This is a genomic window from Ruminococcus flavefaciens ATCC 19208 (assembly GCF_000518765.1).
Lineage (GTDB): Bacteria > Bacillota > Clostridia > Oscillospirales > Ruminococcaceae > Ruminococcus > Ruminococcus flavefaciens.
The window spans coordinates 97974-116148 of record NZ_JAEF01000016.1; the positions used below are offsets into that span (position 1 = coordinate 97974).

Consider the following 18175-nt stretch of genomic DNA (forward strand, 5'->3'; position numbering starts at 1 on the left):
TACCTTCATTGTTCAATATTTTTTCAGGCGCAGTCATAGTGGCTGCGCACTTTTTTTAATTTATTAAAGATATGAAAATAGTAAAAAACTGCGGTTCTGTACAATCGTATTCTCATTATATCCGATAATGTCATAACACGGGAAATCCATTGACACCGATGTTTTGAAATGATAAAATGTAGTCGAAAAGTAAACGTGAAAAAATTTTTCAACAGGGCATTTATAAAAAACATTTGATTAAGGAAAAACAGATAGGTGCGGCAGATGTCGTGCATAGCTGTTTTTTCTCAAAAGGGGTTTTTAGAGATGTCCAATGTATAAACAGAAAGGAAAGAAAACAAATGAAAGCAATTAAAAAGACTTTGGCGGGTCTTTGTGCTGTCTGCATCAGTGCAGGAAGCCTTTCCGTAATAGGCGCATCAGAATATGGCAGCGTGGCTGAGGCAGCATCAAAGGATATTTCTTCGACAATGGAGTGGGACACACTGAAAATGGGCGGTGCAGGCTTCGTGTCGGGCATCGTTGCAGGACAGAAGGAAATGTATCTTCGTACAGACGTAGGCGGCGCGTACAGATACGACTATGACAAGAAGAGATGGGTACAGCTTTTCGGCTTCATCAACGAGGACGACCGCGGACTTCTCAGCTGTAAGGGCATCGCTATCGACCCGACAGACGATCTGACAGCTTATTTCCTCTGCGGCTGTGCATACTTCTCAAATGCAAAGACAGTTATCTATAAGACTACAGACGGCGGCAAGACATTTACAGGCGTTGATGTCACAGATCATATACAGGTACACGGAAACGGCGACGGCCGTGAGTGTATCGAGCCTATCGCAGTTGATCCCGATAACCCTGATACCATATATGCAGGCGGCGATGTTACCGCAGGCAAGTCAGCACTTATCAAGTCAACAGACGGCGGTAAATCATGGAAGCCTGTAGAGGGGTATGATGCACTCGGACTTTTCACAGGAGAGATCAAGTACCCTTCATGGACGGATAATCTGGTAAGAGGCACAGAGCCAAGCAAGCTCTACAACCAGCAGAACGGTATCGGATGTGTTTATGTCGAGGGCGGCAAGGTGTACGTCGGAACCTCCGTAACAGGACAGGCAAATGTCCACGTAGCAAGCGTCAAGGACGACAAGTTCGAGCCAATAAAGGCGCTCCCGAATGCAAACTATCCTCTTTCAATAACAAGTGACCATAACGGAAATCTTTTCTTTACATATATCGCAGGACTTGCTTTTGCAGGTGCATCAGGCGGTGCATACAAGTACAATATTGCTTCAGGCAAGGCTGAAAAGCTTACAGTTTCAGACAATTCTATCGGTATGATAGATGTTGACAAGAAGGATCCCAACAAGATGTTCGCACGTACCTGCGGTGTATTCTCAGACCAGTGGTTCGGCGATGAATGGATACAGGACGACCCCAGCACTCCCGAAAACGAGGGTACTATCGCATGGGGTGACCACTTCTTCCGCTCAAATGACGGCGGCAAGACATGGGAAGATATAACTCCCGGTGCAGGTCCTACAGACTACTCAACAGGAGTAGGCGTAAAGAATTTCATCTCACTTCCTATGGATCTGAACGGCTATGACTGGATATACGGCAAGGCTTGCCATTGGGGCAGCAGCATCGTTATCGACCCAAGAGACCCTGAGGGAGACAGACTTCTCCTCACATCAGGAAACGGCGTATTTGCCTGCGACAATGCATGGGACGAAAAGGGCATACAATTCTACTTCCAGCCTGACGGAGTTGAGGAATGCGTAAGCCTTGATTTCTACAGCACAGCTGACGGTCTCGACCTTTCGGCTATCGGCGACTATGACGGCTTCATTCATACTACTGTTGACGGCATACCTGAGCAGTACAAGCCGAATATGGGCTCTACCTCAGCTATAACAGTCTGCCCTCAGAATACTGATGTTTGGGCAAGAACTGCCAACGGCGACGGAAACAATACAGGCAGCGGATATTATACTTTAGACCGCGGCAAGACATGGAAGACCTTCAAGCCTGCCTGCACAGGCGGCAAGCTCTCCATTACAGAGCTTTCAAAGGGCAAGTACAGAGTTATAAATACAAGTGCAAAGGGCGCTGCTTCCTACTCTGATGACTGGGGTGCAACATGGAAGACCTGCGAAGGAATAAAGGCAACAAAGGGCGTTTACACACTGGTCGATCCCGAGAATGCAAAGATAGTTTACGCTGTAGGTGCTCAGTTCAATGAATACTGGTCATCTGATATATCCAAGAAAGAGCCTACCTACGACGAGTCACACTACTCATACTACATCAGTGAGGACTACGGCGCAACCTTCACAGAGACACGTATCTGCCCGTATAACTGGCAGCTCACATGGAAGTTCGAGGAAACAGGCGATCCTGCATACCTCGGAAACGGCACTATAGCTTTTGCAGGTGCAGAAGAGGGCGTTTTCCTCATCTCCGACAAGGGCAAGACCATCAAGAAGCTGGACAACGTGGCATATGCAAAGTGTATCGGCTACGGTGCACCAGAGAAGAAGGGCGATGTGAATACACTCTTCATCTACGGCAAGCCCGAGAAGGATGACAAGGAAGGCATCTACCGTTCAACAGATGCAGGAAAGACATGGGTGTGCATCAATACAGATCACCTCTACGGCGGTACAGGCAACGGTAACTACCTCGTTGGCGATATGGACGAGTTCGGTAAGGTATATATGTCAACAGTAGGCTGTGGTATAGTTTACGGACAGATAAAGGGCAGTGCTCCTTCAACTCCGTCAACAACTACAACAACTACGAAAAAGACCACGACTACAACAAAGGTAACTACTACAACTAAGGCAGCAACTACGACTGTATCCACAACTCCAAAGACAACAAGCAAGGACTACAAGGCAGGCGATGCAAACTGCGACGGCGGAGTAGACCTTTCAGATGCAGTTATCATCATGCAGGCACTTGCAAATCCGAATAAGTACGGCGAGAGCGGTTCTGACAAAACTCACATCACAAAGCAGGGCATCGAGAATGCAGACGTTATCGGTAACGATGGCATGACAACAAACGATGCACAGGCTATCCAGAGATATCTCCTGAAACTTGTAACAGAGCTGCCTATCAAATAATAACGCAAAACGGCTCCCAAAATGGAAGCCGTTTTTGTTCACAAAAAATATATTGATTTTTGTTTTTTGTTCTGCTATAATATGGGATATATTTTAATGATATGGAGGATTTAAAATGAAAAAAACAATTTCGATCGTCACATCTTTATGCATTTCCGCAGGTGCTTTACTTGCACCTTATGCATCAGGCTATGGGGTAAAAGCCAATGCATACACGGCTGCATTAAGTGAAACAACTATCATCGAGCCATCTGTTGTCGGTGAGACTTCAGGAACTTGCGGCGAAAATGCTACATGGACGCTTGATGACAGCGGTACGCTTACAATAAGCGGTACAGGCGAAATGACACGTGATTATTATTCATTCAAAGAAATTATAAAATCAGTAATTATTGAAAAAGGAATAACCACAATATGTGTGAGTGCTTTTGAGAATTATGTCAATCTTGAATCTGTAACAATACCCGATACAGTTACAGATATAGGTCATTTAGCATTTGGAGATTGCAGCAGCTTGAAATCTATAGAAATACCTGCTTCTGTTAAAAAAATAGATTCTATGGCATTTAATAAATGCACAGGTCTTAAAGAACTTGTATTTTCAGGTTCTGATATAGACATAGATGATTCAGCATTTTATAAGTGTGACAATATTGAAACTCTTATACTGCCAAATGGAGCTGCACATTTGGGTCATGATCTTTTAAATGACTTTGATAACCTCAAGTCCTTAACTATACCTCAGAATTTTTCGAATGATGATATAATTATTATGCATGGTGAAAATCTTAAAACATTAACGGTACTGAATCCTGATTTTGATTTCAATAAGATTCATTTTCATTTTATGAGTGATTCGGTAATATGTGGATATACAGGTTCAACAGCTCAGGAATATGCCGAAAAAGAATATTTAAAATTTGTGGCTTTAGATGCTGCCGAAACAACGACAACAACTTCAGCAATTACAACGTCGGTTACAACAACGACCACAACTGCAATAAATGAAACAACTCTTCCTGTGTCATCGGTTGTCCGCGAGACATCAGGAACTTACGGTGAAAATGCAACATGGAAACTTGATGACAACGGTACTCTTACAATAAGCGGTACAGGTGAAATGGCAGATACTTATACTTTATTTTTGAAAATTAGAAAGGATATAAAATCTGTCATTATTGAAGAAGGAATAACTTCGATAAATGCCTATACGTTTTGTGATTGCATCAATCTTGAATCTGTAACGATCCCCAATACAGTTACAAGTTTAGAGAAGGGCACTTTTGCAGGTTGCAACAGCCTGAAATCTATTATAATACCTGATTCTGTTACAAGCATAGGTATGTATGCATTTTATAATTGCAGCAGCCTTGAATCAATAAAGATTCCTTCTTCTGTTACATTGATAGATTATTGTGCATTTTATGGATGCACAGGACTGAAAGAACTTGTATTTCCAGCTTCTGATATAAACATAGATGATACAGCATTTTATGGTTGTAAAAATATTCAAACATTAACGATGCTGAATCCTGATTTTAATTTTAATAAGATCCATTTTGATTGTACAAGAGATACGACAATATACGGATATGTCGGTTCAACAGCTCAGGAATATGCCGAAAAAGAATATTTAAAATTTGTGGCTTTAGATGCTGCCGAAACTACCACAACATCTTCAACAACAACTACAACGTCAGGCACAGCAACCACGACTGTATCTACAACTCCAAAGACAACAAGCAAGGACTACAAGGCAGGCGATGCAAACTGCGACGGCGGAGTAGACCTTTCAGATGCAGTTCTCATCATGCAGGCACTTGCAAATCCTAACAAGTACGGCGAGAGCGGTTCTGACAAAACTCACATCACAAAGCAGGGCATCGAGAATGCAGACGTTATCGGCAACGACGGCATGACAACAAACGATGCACAGGCTATCCAGAGATATCTCCTGAAGCTTGTGACAGAGCTGCCTATCAAATAATAACGCGAAACGGCTTCCGAAATGGAAGCCGTTTTTATGTTTATTCGTATGTATTGTCAGTGCGGAAATTTATCAATGAAAACTCCAACCTCTGTAAAAACACCCTTGCTGCTGCCCTTTACAGTTACAGAGCCGATACGCTGAGCTGTGATATTGCCGAAGCTTACCACATCATAAAGATCTTCACCGAGGAAGCCGCTGTATGAGCAGAACACTTTTTTGTGACCGCGGAAATCGTATTTATCGCGGAATATCAGAGCCTGCTGCGGATCATAGAGAAAGCGCATATCAAGATCGAAGTATTTATGGCGTACTATTTTCAGTGCAGCCGCATCACTGTCGGTAAGATCGAAGGTGCCGTAATTTCCGTTGATATCTGCCATATGGTAATCACTGGCGATGTGCGAACAGGCAAGCTCAGTACCGTAAGTGAGCAGCTTTGTGTTTGTGTGATCGAATATCTCAGGTGCAGGGAAAGCACTTATCATAACTGTGTTCGTGTCTCTGATATAAGGATAAGTACCGAGGAGCTTGTAGGAAAGATTTGAAGCGGCGTCCCACATGGAGGTGTTGGATCTTACGTAGATATAGCTGCTGTCATCGGCATTATTTTCGTGAGTTACATAAGGCAGGGTGTAGAAATTGTCCATGAGCATATTGAACGAGATATTCATTTTAAGTCCCGGCTCTATCTGGTTCTGACAAAGCAGCGATGTGAAGCCCCTTGACGTAACGCTGAGGAAATACTCACCGCCTGCTTTTTCGACTTTGAGCTTGTCGATTAGTCCGTGATGTATGAGAGTATTGTCAAGTGCGAGCAGTACCTCTGCGGCGTTATCGAAGCTTGTATGCGAAGTACGTACCTTTGCGGACAGGGAAGTGTAAGGAGTATATATATCCTTCCTGAAACTGAATGAGAGGATATTTTCCTCAGCAAGGATAGTCCCGTCCTTATTTTTTATACTGAGAACAGCTGTCAAGTATCATCGCTCCTTACAATATTATCGTCAGTCATCAGCGTGACCGATACATCTGCCCAGTCGCCTTTCTTGTTGTCGAAGGTATAGGACAGCAGACGGCAGTTACTGAAGCAAAGCCCCATATACTCCACGTTGAAGAGTGCGGAGTTTTTCACAAGTGCATTGAAGCTGAAAACAAAATCCGCGGCAAAATCCGAGAACACTCTTCCCGAAAAGGTGAGCTTTGTACTGCGGCTTGCGTCATTGGTGAACACGCTTCCGCCGTCAGCCGTGGATTCTTCGTTTATGCTTCTTGCAGCCGAGGCTTTGAAGCTGTCGCAGTATATAACCGCTGAGGCAATATTAACGGGCACAGCCTCATGCTTGGTAAGCTCTGTGGTACTCATGGGCTGCTCCTTTCTATCCTTGTGATACCGCTTGCGGAGAGCCTGACTGTAAGCACAAGACGCTGTATATTGGAGTCGAATTTTATGCTCATTTTCGACAGCGAGCAGGTAAGTCCGCACATATCGGATATGACAGGCTCGATGCTTGTATCATAAAGGCTGTATATCTCGGCTACGGAGCTTTTATGTGGAGCTGTTATGCTTATCTCAATATCGGCTTTGAAGGGGATAAAGATAGTGTAAGGTGAATAAATAGGCGAAAACGACTCAAATCCGCCTATGCCCACAACAGTGAATATCCCTTTTTCTTTCTTTGCGATATCCACCGCATCAAAGGCACTGTAAACGGCTGTAACGCCGCTGTCTGTGAGCTTTTCTATTACATCGTTTATTATCTCGCGCAGCATTATAACCTCTCCTCTCCGCTTGAAAAGCTGCCGAAAACAAAGGTATCCGCAGTAATAAGGCTTTTGCACATCTGCAAGTAATCTTTAAGGAGCTGCTTTGCATACTCATATGCAGTATTCTGCGACTCCTTCAGCATCTTTCCTGCGTAGGTGACATCTGCTCTTTCTCTTGCAGCAAGTATCTGCTGTAGTCTGTAAAAAGCGAGGGCAGCGCAGAGAAAGCACAGCCTCAGGTCGCTTATATCCGCATTTGGTCTGAGGATATCGTCTACCTCACGCATGGAAACGTATATCAGCTTCATGTATTCGGTGCTGTTTGACTCGCCTGTCATAAGCTCGAATATTTCGGTTATTTTTTGAATATCCATACTGCCTCCTTATTTCATGGTGAAGCTGTCGGCGGTATCCTCTGACTCTGCACCGTATTCCAGCTGCACCTCAGTTTTTGATTTCCTGCACTGCAGCTCAAATGACCTGCGCAGGGTGATAAGCTGCTGAGTATTCATATTTGCAGCCGATACGGAAGCTATGTCAGCCGCCGCCCTGCCGCCTGCAAAATATGCAAATTTGCGGATATCGCGGCGGAGCTCCTCATCGCAGAGCTGTATATCCTTAGCCTGTGACTTTATGGTATCATCGTCGCTGTATTTCTTCGTAACACCTGCATTTACCTGAGCAGGCACGGCAACGAAGCTCCATTCGTAAGCGTCCGTGATATCATCGAGAACGGTATGGCACATATTTCCGCTGTACTTTTTTCCCTTAACGTGATTGCAGGTGGATATATTCTTATCGTTACCGCAGACAGAGCATATCCTCTTGGCTGCGGAGCAGGAAATGCTGACTTCCTTTTTGATACCGCCGTCAATTTCGGCAATAAGGTTCTTGTTTTCATCAGTCCTCACCATGTACGCCATAGCTTTGAGGTAAACGTAAGGCTTGCCGAACTGTGTGAGCAGTGTATCATCGGTGACAAGCTCCGTATCGAAGATACGCGCATTCTGATTTGATGTGGAGGCATCATGGTCGAATATACCTGTTTTGCCGATGAATTTTTCTCTGAGGGTATCAAGAGCATTTTCCGAGAAGCGTTCACAGTCGCGGTCGATATCGTTATCACAGAGTATGACCGAGAATACATATACCTCGTCCTCAGAGAGAGGACGGCGTGTGAATTTATTGATCTTATCGAGAATAGACTTGTCCATATTATCTCCTTTCGGTTTATTTGTAGGGACGCCCATTGGGCGTCCGTCAGATCTGTGTTATCTTTCATAAGGACGACCAATTAAGCAGTGTCCAAAATCTTTGATTTGGCTGGCAATGCTATATGCAGAGCTGGTCGTCCCTACAGGATTTTTATGTAGGGGCTGCCTTTGGCAGCCCGCAACACAAAAACGGTTTTATTCACCAGTTGTAATAGTAAGCACCTTAACAGCATCTGGAGTTATCTTTCTGAAACCGCAGGTGATAGAAACTGTCATCTGATCGAGCTGACGGTCGATGAGCTTGTCGGTCTCCATGATAAGGTCTGTGCTTGTGATGAATTCAAGTGCGAAATTGCGGTCGATACCGATGATGGTATCATTATCGGCAGCCGATGTCTTGACCAATTCCGAGCCGAATGGGAGAATGAGCTTGCCGTCTGCATTTGCAGAGCACTCCTTGAGCTGATCCATGGCAGCTATTTTTGAAGCTACAGCAGGAGAAGCGATGACAGTAGTCATATCGAAGCAGTCAAATTCGCCGTAGAGTGCAGCAAGGTCATCGTATGTGAGTGCGGAAGTAGTGATAGGAGTTGTATCTGCTTCAAGTACGGCAACAGCCTTTTTTACTACCGACACAGCAAGTCTTGCACCCACGCTTCTGAGCATAACGCCGAAAACATCGAGTCTCTGCTGACGGATAGCTTCATAGGAAGCACTGATAAGTCTGCCGAACTTTTCAAGCACAGTAGCTGTAGTGCTTTCTGTAACTGTAGCCTCTGGGAGAGTTTCTGCCTGATCTGTAGTTGTGTAAGTCTCGGTGTCATCGAGTACGCAGCCCAGATACTGACCGCTTGCACATACGGTCTTTGCAGCACATACGGTATTGAGTACAGTTTCATCGAAGCCCTTTCTGATGCAGCGTGTAACGAATTCGGGGAAGAGAACGGCAGTCTCCGTAGTCGAGAAGAACTTCTCAACGCAGTCGCAGTCCTGACCGTTTATCCTGATATTGAAACGCTTGAGCTGTCTCTCAAAAGCGTCCAGCTTTTCAAGTGGAGTACCTGCGTATGCCGAGGAGGGGTCAAGCTCCTCAAGAGCAGCAGTGAATGACTTTCCGCTGAGATTGTAAAGACCCTTTTCAAGTTTGATATCGTTATACATATAGTTACCTCCGTTATTCTTCATTTTTTTCAAGGCGGAGCTCTATCTCTCGCGCCTGAGCGTTTTTCAGCCTTGCTTCCGCAAGAGCTGTTTCGTCCTGTAGATTGATATTGTCCCACTCTACAGAGCAGGAAGCTTCCGCACCTATGGAAGCAAGGAATGAATTGCCCACATCGCATATGACAGGTGTGAGAAGTCTGCGGTAGTATTCAAGCTCCGATGTGAGTATGTCTGCCTGTTGAGATGACATTCTCTCCGTAGAGCTCCACGAGAGTCCCAGCAGAAACGGCGGTATTGAGAGCTTTGCAATTAGCTGTTCGAGTATCTGTCTCACAGGGACATTTGTATCAAAGAGCTGATTTTCAGCACCTATGACCTTGATATCTACATCTCCAACAGCCACAAAGTCCTTTACCTGACCGTATTTGGCTGAGTTCATACCGTCTGCCCACTCACGGGCTATCTGCTGAGCCCGTTCACGGGAGTTCAGCATATCTCCTGCCTGTCCCGATGGCTTATAGGTCACTGCATAGCGGACATTTCCTGCGCGGTCGAAATTCTGACCGATGCATTCGTATATCCTCATAAGGATACCGCTGAGTGACGGAAGCCCTCTGAGCAGGGAGTTTCCCCCTGTAAGAGAAGCATAGAGTATGCGTTCGGGGTGAGCTATTTTTCGGGAACTGCCGTCGGGAGCGATGACAGTATAGCTCCTGCTGAAGGGGTCAGCTCCTGCGGACAGCCTTATGCGTGAAACATCTCCGTTCCAAAGCCCTGCAATGCGCTGTTCTTCGCTGTCGGGAACTATCTCACCTGCGGCACTTCCGTAGGTGATGAGACTGTCGAGGAAATTATCCGCAAAGCAGCCTATCGAGCGTCCTGTAAGACCTACGGGAACGTTTGCAAGGAAGTCGTCAAGCTCCTGCTGATATTTCTCGTCCGAGGATATAACGCGGAAGCCGCCTGTGAGTCTGATGATTTTCATAATAGCCGCATCAATGATAGGTACAGCATATCGAAGCCTGTCGTAAAGCTCCTTTTCATATGGCTGAACAGCCGCAGGAAGAGCGAATTTCTCACAGCATGAACGCTGTGTGCTTATAAGCTCGGGAGCAGTTTTCGGAGTGTTTTTCTTCTGAAAAAGCTTCATGATTCCTCCTTATTTGATTATTACTGAACGGTAGTTTTATCGGGTTACGGACAGTGCGATAAGGTCGCCGCTGTCCTGAGAATTGAGCATATCCGCCACAAAATAGCGCATATCGTCCATAGCGTGGTCGTTTTCCTTTATGGGAGCGTCTGTGCCTGCTTTTTCATTCCAGCTGTACAGCGTGAACTCCCTCAGTATATCCCTGCACGATGAATGGAATTTCAGCCTGCCCTGTTTAAGAGCAGTGCTTACCTGCCTTATGCCCGAAATAACATCGTTATCGGCTTTGACTACGGGATATTTTCCATGTCTGCGGATACATTCGATGAAGCTTGCTGCGGACGGGTCAACGATGACTTTTTCGATATGCCGCGAGCCTGCAAGCTCCTCAAGTGCTGCATAGTGCTCCTCATCGGTACGGGATAAGCCCTCGCGGCGTGAGTCGTAGTAGTATTCACTGAGCCTGTACCATATGCCGCCGCTGAGTCCCCAAAGCCCGAAGGACGAGGGATTGACAGTGCCGTAATCGCAGGATATGACGTATTTTTCACACTGTATATCGCCGCTGATAACGTGTTCGCTTTCGCTGAACATAGGGTAGACTACTCCCTGTGAAGCCGTCCATTTGCCCAGTATGAAACGGTCGTAGAAAGTGCCCGAGTACATACGCTCATAGCGTTTTCTGACGCTTTTCGACAGTGACGGATTATCCGCCATAGTGAAGTGCAGATACAGAGCATTTTTCTCTTTGCGTTTCTTTATCCACTCGTTGTAGAACCAGTGTGACGGATTATCGGGATTGCAGTTGAACCACATTTTCGAGCCGTTCACCGAGCATCTTGCCAGAGCCTGTTCAACGAATGAACGGGGCATGAGTGCCACCTCATCGAAGAATACTCCCGACAGAGTCATACCCTGTATAAGAGCAGCGGAGCTTTCGTCCTTGCCGCCGAAAAGGTATATTCTGTTGGTACAGCCGTTAAAGGTCATATCGAAGTAATTTCCGCTGACCTTTTCGCTTATGATGTATCCCTGTTCTTTCAGAAAAGGGATCAGGGGAGTCACAACGTTTCTGCGGAGCGAGGTTATAGTCTTTCCGCACATGGCGAAAGCTCCGCCGTTAAATCGCTGACTTGCCCAGAATATGAATCCCAGTGACATTGAAAGAGTCTTGCCGCTTCGCACAGCTCCGTCGCATATTATAGCGTCATAGCCGCTGAACTTCTGTGAAGCCCACCACCTCATGGCTATTTTTTGTTTGAGTGAGAGCTTAGTTATCTTCAAAGTCCTCACACTCCTCTTGGGCGGTCATTGCTCTTATGAGACTTGCCGCCTTGTCGCGGTCGCTGTAGGCGTTTTCAAGCTCGAACAGCTTTTCGAGAGATTTCATTCTGTCGAAGAATTTTACTTCTACGCCGCCTCCTTTTACACGTTTTATCTCGGAAACGTTGAAAAGATCAAGCTTTCCGATAGTTTTCGCAGGCGGCAGCTCATCGGCGAACACAAGATATACCGCGTCGGTGCAGCTGCCGAAAGCAAGCCTTTTCAGACCTGATATAATGCTGCCGCTGTCGGAGAGGATATCTCTTATCCGTGCGATAGTATCCTGACATTCTTTTGCTTTGAGAAGCTCGATGCCTGCGGTGAGGGCATTTTCACGGGGAAAGCCTGCTTTCAAAGCAGCTTCCTCCGCACTTCCGAGTGTAACATAGTTACAGCAGAAGATATTGAGTTTTGCTTTAGTGTTTCTGTTCAAAAAAGTATGACCTCCTTTCAGTCCCGAACAAAACCACCGTTCATAAGGGGGCTGAAAAAAGGTCAAATTCAATGCATACCCGTTGAATATTGAAAAAATAATTTTTCACTTTGTATATCTGCACAATTCGTGCAGGCTTTTATTGTACAGACTAAATAAAAAGGACTGCCGAAGCAGTCCTGAACAGATTTTTGTAGGGACGACCAGCTCTGCATATAGCATTGCCAGCCAAATCAAAGATTTGGGGCACTGTTTAATTGGTCGTCCGTTCCGTGATTGATGTTGTATGTTTGAGGACGCGCAATGCGCGTCCTCTACATTAAACCATAGTATTTGTATTGACAGTACAGCGATGTTGTGCTATAATTGTTGCTAACATCAATCGGAATTTTACAGAGTAATCTCAAATATGAAAGAGAGCCAAGGAATGAATAAAAAAACCAAACTATTGCTTTACACTGTTGTATCAATAATACTTTTGTTAATACTGTATATTCTATTTCATGAATTAGGTCATTTGATCGTCATGCTTTCCGTCGGAGAAGTTATTGATGATTTCAGTATACTTGGAGCTCATGTCAGCGGACATGGCGGAGAATACACATTTGCTTCCACCTTGTGGCTTCACGCAAATGGAGCAGTTTTACCTCTGATCATTTCTATGGTGTATTTATTGTTCTACAAAAAAGATCGGCAAAACACTTTTTACCGAATATTTTCTTTTTTCGCAGTTTTTGTGCCGATATTTTCTTTATTTGCGTGGGTATTTGTTCCTATTGTCTATATCAAAGGAACTGCGCCGCCCAGTGACGATGTCACAAAGTTCCTTACGTCTTTTTCTCAGATCGCCAATCCGTTGTTCGTAAGTATAGCTGCTTTGGTTATCATTGCACTATGCAGCATATTTTTTATAAAAAAAGGTGTTTTTCGCAATTATATCTGCGAATTAAAAGAAGCAAACAAGAAATGACTATAAATTCTGATTTATCTTAGTACCAATATGATAAAACAATGCCCCGAGCGTGTCAAAAACGCTTCGGGGCATAGCTTATATATGGGTATCCGTTTTATGGCGTTACCTAATGGGACGTCGAGGACGCCGTCCCCTACATTTTCAGCAGAACTTCCGCAATAGCGATATCTTCGGGAGTCGTTATCTTTATATTTGTATAATCTCCCACAGTCATTGCGACCTTGCCGCCGATAGCTTCAACAAGCTGGCAGTCATCTGTGAAATCAAGTCCGTGTTCGAGAGCAAAGTCTATACCCTCAAAGTAAAGTGTACGCTTGAATATCTGCGGAGTCTGAGTGATATAAAGAGAGCTTCTCGGTGGAGTATCAATGATAAGTCCGCCGTCAACGGTCTTGATAGTGTCCTTTACGGGAACTCCGAGAGTTGCACCGCCGAATACAGAAGCGTCCTTGATGACCTTTTCGATATGCTCGGGCTTTACAAGGGGGCGCGCACCGTCATGTATGGCAACAAGCTCGGTCTCCTTGGATATCTTCTTTATACCGTTGATAACGCTTTCCTGACGGGTAGAGCCTCCTGTAGTGCAGGCTGCAAGCTTGGTTATGCCTGCGGCTTCTGCCTCCTCCTGTATTGCAGGTATATCGCTCTCACGAGAAACGATAACAATTTCCGTTATGCTTTCGCACTGCTGAAAAGCCTGCATGGTCACACCTATGACCTTTCTTTCGCCCAGTGGCAGCAGTATCTTATTGACACCGCCCATTCTTGTTGAATTGCCTGCACAGACAATAACTGCCGATGTTTTCATATTACCTCTATTCCGCCGCACTGCGGCTGTGTTTTATTTAATTAATCCCTTGAAAAATGCGCACTCATCATCGTTTGCGGCTGCCGCATCGTCAGACTTTACATTGCAGTGAAAAACGTGAGAGAGCGGATTATTTTCATCGCCGTATACCTTGTATACGTATTTTACTCCCAGATGGTCAAGTTTTTCCGCAAGCAGGGGAGACTGATAGTTCAGGAAGTCCTCATTTGATGTCATAATGAAGCAGGGTGGGAAATCCGCGGTCACATTATCGACTACGTTCAGCTGTTTAAGCAGAGAAAGGGGATACTTTTTAGGCAGATAATCCTTTAAAGTTCCTACACTATCTTCCTTAAAGATATCATAAATGCCGCAGTTTAGCCCAAGTCCCTTTATTTTCAGTCCCTCGGGTATCCTGAATTTGTAGTTTTTTGCGTACTTGGGGTCAGTCACCATGCAGGCATACAGAGCTATTCCCATTGCGCCTGCTGAGTCCCCCACAGCGAAGATATTATCCGTATCGAAGCCAAGTTTATCGGCGTTTTTCAGTATCCAGCGAAAGACTGCGTTAGTATCATGGTAGGGAGCAGGGTGGCGGTATTTCGGAGCAAGTCTGTACGTGTAGTTTACGACTGCAAAGCCGCGTTTTGCAAGGTCCATGCAGTAAAACTGATAAGTCTCTTTAGTACCGTAGGTCCAGCCGCCGCCGTGAAAGCTTACGATAACAGGGAGCTTGCCTTTAGCAGCTTTAGGTCGGTAAATGTCCATTATCTGCCATTTTCTGTTCTTTCCGTACTGAATATTGTCAAAGCGTCTTATCTCGGGCGGAGTCGTAAGACCTGCGTCACGTTTCCTGTCGCTTTTAGTACACATTCTATTGAAAATTAAACTGTTCAGTGACATTGCAAAGCTCCTTTCATGTTATTTTATATACGATCATTTATCTTTATCCATGAAAACTCTTGAACCAGTTGCACCTTTCTGTCCCTGATACTTACCGTTATATGGAGCAAGGGCGTGGTCGTCCATCTGGGCGAATACCAGCTGTCCGACTCTTCTGCCTGCCTTTAATTCGATAGCACATCTGTTGGCGTTGAAGAGCTCGAGAGTTATCTCGCCCTTGAAGCCGGGATCCACCCAGCCTGCGTTCTGAATGAACAGTCCCATGCGTCCGAGGGAGCTTCTTCCTTCCACAAATGCGGTGAGGTCATCGGGCAGCTCGAAATATTCCATAGTCGTAGCAAGTACGAACTGTCCCGGTAGTAAAAGATATGTGTCTGTGGTGATAGTCTTGTAGTTTATGCTCCCGTCAAGAGTGATAATTCCCGATGGCGAATCGTCAACGATGCTGAAAGTATTTCCCAGCCTTATATCCACGCTCGCAGGCTGTATCTGTTCCTTTGTTACGGGCTCGATGACAAGAGTTTTTTCATCAAGCATTTTCAGTATAGTTTTATCCGACAGTATCATATCTTAACCTCCGTGATCTGCATTTATACTAATTATATATTAAAAGCGCAATGTTGTCAATGAAAGCGGTCACAGTATCACCAGCTTTTCAAGGAGCTTTTTGTCCTCGCGCCATGTGGGGCACATCTTATCAAGCAGGGTATAGAACTTCGCTGAATGATCGGGGTGGATAAAGTGGCAGAATTCGTGTGTTACCACATGGGAGATGCAGTTCAGAGGAGCTTCTATCATGCGCCTGTTGAGGACTATCATTTTCTTGTAGGTGTGGCAGCTGCCCCAGCGAGCGGTCATGGAGCGTATTTTCAGCTTGGGGAAATCAATGCCCAGCGGTACGAACTTACTATGCACATCATGCATGACGGAGAGAAATACCTCTTCTGTAAAGGCTTTCAGCCATGCGTTGTATATACTTATTTTCCTTGCGCTGTCGCTTGTATCTTTCATATGTATGATGATGCAGTTATTGGCTTTTTCGGCGTATTCGCGGCGGTCAGCCATAGTTTTTACTGTGTATTCCTCTCCGAGTATAAAGACCTTTCCGTCGGACAGATTTTTCTGCCTTTCTTTCATAAGCTCACGGGCTGCAAAGCTTTTTACAGCCTGCTGTATCATGCTGCTCCTGCTTATGACGAACTCATCGGCAGTCTTTGCAGGTACTCTTTTAGGTGCGGAAACATATACGTTCCCGTCATGCTTTACGCGCAGATTTATGTTCTTGACCTTTTTGCGCTGGAAAGTGTACGTTATCTCTCCGAATGGAGTCGTAACTGTGCGGATATCGGTTGAAATGGTGTTCATAAGCACCTCCGTAAAGACGTAAATATCATTGAAATTATAAGTCTTTTTCGGCGCAATGTCAAGTCGTTTTCTGAGCAGCGTGACGCTGCCCCAATTGATATTTCAAAGTTTATATGGTATAATTTCCATGCAGATACTTTAATAATATTGAAAGGGGATATAAATGAGTAATTTCATCGGAACACTGCGTCATAACCTTGACGGGGGAGAAAAAATACATATCATATGGTGCGGAGCGATAATGCTTACAATGCTGATACTTGCAATACTTCATCATAAATGGCGGTTCTATGAGCAGAAGCTGAAAAAATGGCAGGATCTTTGCTTTATACCGCTTCTCATAACTATTGTGCATTTTTGTATCTATGTGAGGGATGTTTCGCTTGTAAACAGCTGTACTTCAATGTATCTTATAGCAGTGCTTGCTCTGCTGATGATGCCCCTTGCAAATATGAGGAAAGGCTACAGGATCATAGGTTCTGTGGCGGGAGTATTGACTTTGGTGTTCGGTGTATATTTCTGTGCGTTTCCTAAAAACGCCCATAATTTTATGGGTAAGAGCTACAGCGAGTCATTTCATGCACTGGCGCAGGAAATGGACAGGAGCTATGTACTTAAAGAGTGGAAAGATGTCGATTTTTCCGCCCTTGAAAATAAGTATATGCCTATGGTGAAAGAGGCGGAGCAGGAAAAGGATCCCGGAAAATTTGCGGACGCTGTAGAAATGTTCTGCAATGAGCTCCACGACGGACATATTATGGTACAGCGCAATTATGATACCGAAAAATATCCCTCTGTTTTTGAGCTTCGCGAATACGGTCTTGCCATGATAGGTCTTGACAGCGGCGAAGTCATTGCTGTATGCACGACTGACGAGGTGAACAGACTTGGCATAGAGGACGGAACAGTTATTACCAAGTGGAACGGAAAGCCTGTGCAGCAGGCTGCCGAGGAAGATGTTCTTGATCGGGGCGAACCTGTAAAAGCTAATGCGGATAAGGTCAGTGCTATGTACCTTTCGGGCACAGGCGGAGATACGGTGGAAGTCTCGTTCCTTGACAAGTCGGGAAAAGAACAGACCGCTGTGCTCAGTGATCTGGGCGAAAACAATACATTTTATGAGGCTTATGATGCCTTTACACAGATACGGAAAGCAGAGCAGCCCAATTTCAGCACAAAGATGCTGAATGACAAATGCGGCTATATTACGATGAATGCTCAGAGCTCGGGCAGTGGTCTGCGTGATATAATAAACGATTTCAGCGGCAGAAGCGATTATCTGAAGAAGATATTCCGCAAAAAGCTCAGCAGTCTGAAAGAGCAGGGCATGGAGTATCTTGTCATTGATCTCCGTGACAATATGGGCGGCTGTGATGCTCCGACAGTTTCATTCTGCGAACTGCTTACCAATGAGAAATATTTTACCCACGGACTCGGCTTGTACCGCAGCGGTGAATATATCTGCGCTGCAGAGCGATATATCCGCGGCACAGGTGAATTTGCAGATCTGAAGGTAGTTGCACTTACCAATCTTGAATGTATAAGTGCAGGCGATGCGGCTTCGCTGTATCTTTCAAAGCTGCCTAATGTGACTCTTGCGGGCATTACCGATCCCAGCGGCAGCGGTCAGGAAACAGGGGGCTGCTGTGTGCTTTCAGACTCTGTTGTGGGAGTTTTGTATCCCACAGGTCTGCTGCTTGGTGAGGATGGCGTACCCTATATAGATACAAGAGCAGATCGCGTAAGCCGCGATCCTGTTGAGGTGCGCATACCTTTCGACTATGATGCGGCAATGAAGATATTCCGTGACGGAGAGGACTATGAGCTTGAATGGGCGGTAAGCTATCTCAGTGAGCAGTAAAACATATGAACCTTGTAAGAATAGACATTATAAATTTAGTGATATAGCGAATTGACTTCTAAGGTAAAAAGTGATATAATATACAATATAGACAAA

17 protein-coding genes are annotated in these 18175 nt (G+C 45.1%); 4 read left to right on the forward strand and 13 right to left on the reverse strand.

Annotated features, from left to right (window positions below; translation table 11 throughout):
* Positions 1-341: 341 nt before the first annotated feature.
* Both L870_RS0104805 and L870_RS0104810 read left to right on the forward strand, forming a co-directional pair.
* Entirely contained in the window at positions 342-3134 is a 2793-nt protein-coding gene (locus L870_RS0104805) for a 1,4-beta-glucanase (RefSeq protein WP_028517172.1), read from the forward strand.
* Between the two features lie 115 nt (positions 3135-3249).
* On the forward strand, positions 3250-5121 hold the full coding sequence (locus L870_RS0104810; RefSeq protein WP_028517173.1) for a leucine-rich repeat protein: 1872 nt from the start codon (positions 3250-3252) through the stop codon (positions 5119-5121).
* 56 nt (positions 5122-5177) lie between these two features.
* Here L870_RS0104810 and L870_RS0104815 read toward each other — a convergent pair whose 3' ends face one another.
* From L870_RS0104815 to L870_RS0104855, 9 genes are all read right to left on the reverse strand, one after another.
* On the reverse strand, positions 5178-6101 hold the full coding sequence (locus L870_RS0104815) for a hypothetical protein (RefSeq protein ID WP_028517174.1): 924 nt from the start codon (positions 6099-6101) through the stop codon (positions 5178-5180).
* Positions 6098-6487, reverse strand: coding sequence for a hypothetical protein (locus L870_RS0104820; RefSeq protein WP_028517175.1), 390 nt, complete (start codon positions 6485-6487; stop codon positions 6098-6100). Before L870_RS0104820 ends, L870_RS0104815 begins: the two co-directional genes overlap by 4 nt.
* Entirely contained in the window at positions 6484-6894 is a 411-nt protein-coding gene (locus tag L870_RS0104825; RefSeq protein WP_028517176.1) for a hypothetical protein, read from the reverse strand. Before L870_RS0104825 ends, L870_RS0104820 begins: the two co-directional genes overlap by 4 nt.
* Entirely contained in the window at positions 6894-7262 is a 369-nt protein-coding gene (locus tag L870_RS0104830) for a hypothetical protein (RefSeq protein WP_028517177.1), read from the reverse strand. Before L870_RS0104830 ends, L870_RS0104825 begins: the two co-directional genes overlap by 1 nt.
* Before the next feature lie 9 nt (positions 7263-7271).
* Positions 7272-8102, reverse strand: a complete 831-nt coding sequence (locus L870_RS16675; RefSeq protein ID WP_051411417.1) for a hypothetical protein — start codon at positions 8100-8102, stop codon at positions 7272-7274.
* 195 nt (positions 8103-8297) lie between these two features.
* A complete protein-coding gene (locus tag L870_RS0104840; protein WP_028517178.1) occupies positions 8298-9263 on the reverse strand; it encodes a phage major capsid protein in 966 nt (321 codons plus the stop codon).
* A gap of 13 nt (positions 9264-9276) precedes the next feature.
* Positions 9277-10413: a hypothetical protein gene (locus L870_RS0104845; RefSeq protein WP_028517179.1), complete on the reverse strand. Its 1137-nt coding sequence runs from the start codon at positions 10411-10413 to the stop codon at positions 9277-9279.
* A 36-nt stretch (positions 10414-10449) separates the two neighbouring features.
* The gene (locus L870_RS0104850; protein WP_028517180.1) at positions 10450-11697 is read right to left on the reverse strand and encodes a PBSX family phage terminase large subunit; all 1248 of its coding nucleotides are present in this window, start codon (positions 11695-11697) and stop codon (positions 10450-10452) included.
* Complete coding sequence (locus tag L870_RS0104855; protein WP_028517181.1) at positions 11684-12169, reverse strand: terminase small subunit; 486 nt, start codon at positions 12167-12169, stop codon at positions 11684-11686. The genes L870_RS0104850 and L870_RS0104855 overlap by 14 nt, the downstream gene beginning before the upstream one ends.
* Positions 12170-12596: 427 nt before the next feature.
* On the opposite strand from L870_RS0104855, the gene L870_RS0104860 reads away from it, so the two are divergent.
* Complete coding sequence (locus L870_RS0104860) at positions 12597-13139, forward strand: hypothetical protein (protein WP_028517182.1); 543 nt, start codon at positions 12597-12599, stop codon at positions 13137-13139.
* Positions 13140-13275: 136 nt separating this feature from the next.
* Here the strand turns inward: L870_RS0104860 and ispD are convergent, their stop codons facing one another.
* The 4 genes from ispD to L870_RS18385 form a co-directional block, all read right to left on the reverse strand.
* On the reverse strand, positions 13276-13950 hold the full coding sequence (ispD, locus tag L870_RS0104865; RefSeq protein ID WP_028517183.1) for a 2-C-methyl-D-erythritol 4-phosphate cytidylyltransferase: 675 nt from the start codon (positions 13948-13950) through the stop codon (positions 13276-13278).
* Between the two features lie 33 nt (positions 13951-13983).
* Entirely contained in the window at positions 13984-14853 is an 870-nt protein-coding gene (locus tag L870_RS0104870) for an alpha/beta hydrolase (protein ID WP_037271243.1), read from the reverse strand.
* Between the two features lie 33 nt (positions 14854-14886).
* On the reverse strand, positions 14887-15420 hold the full coding sequence (gene dcd / locus L870_RS0104875) for a dCTP deaminase (RefSeq protein WP_028517185.1): 534 nt from the start codon (positions 15418-15420) through the stop codon (positions 14887-14889).
* A gap of 69 nt (positions 15421-15489) precedes the next feature.
* Positions 15490-16218: a M48 family metallopeptidase gene (locus L870_RS18385; RefSeq protein ID WP_028517186.1), complete on the reverse strand. Its 729-nt coding sequence runs from the start codon at positions 16216-16218 to the stop codon at positions 15490-15492.
* Positions 16219-16381: 163 nt separating this feature from the next.
* On the opposite strand from L870_RS18385, the gene L870_RS0104885 reads away from it, so the two are divergent.
* Positions 16382-18079 carry a S41 family peptidase gene (locus tag L870_RS0104885; RefSeq protein ID WP_028517187.1) on the forward strand — a complete coding sequence of 566 codons (1698 nt, stop codon included), beginning with the start codon at positions 16382-16384 and terminating at the stop codon, positions 18077-18079.
* The last annotated feature ends 96 nt before the right edge of the window (positions 18080-18175 follow it).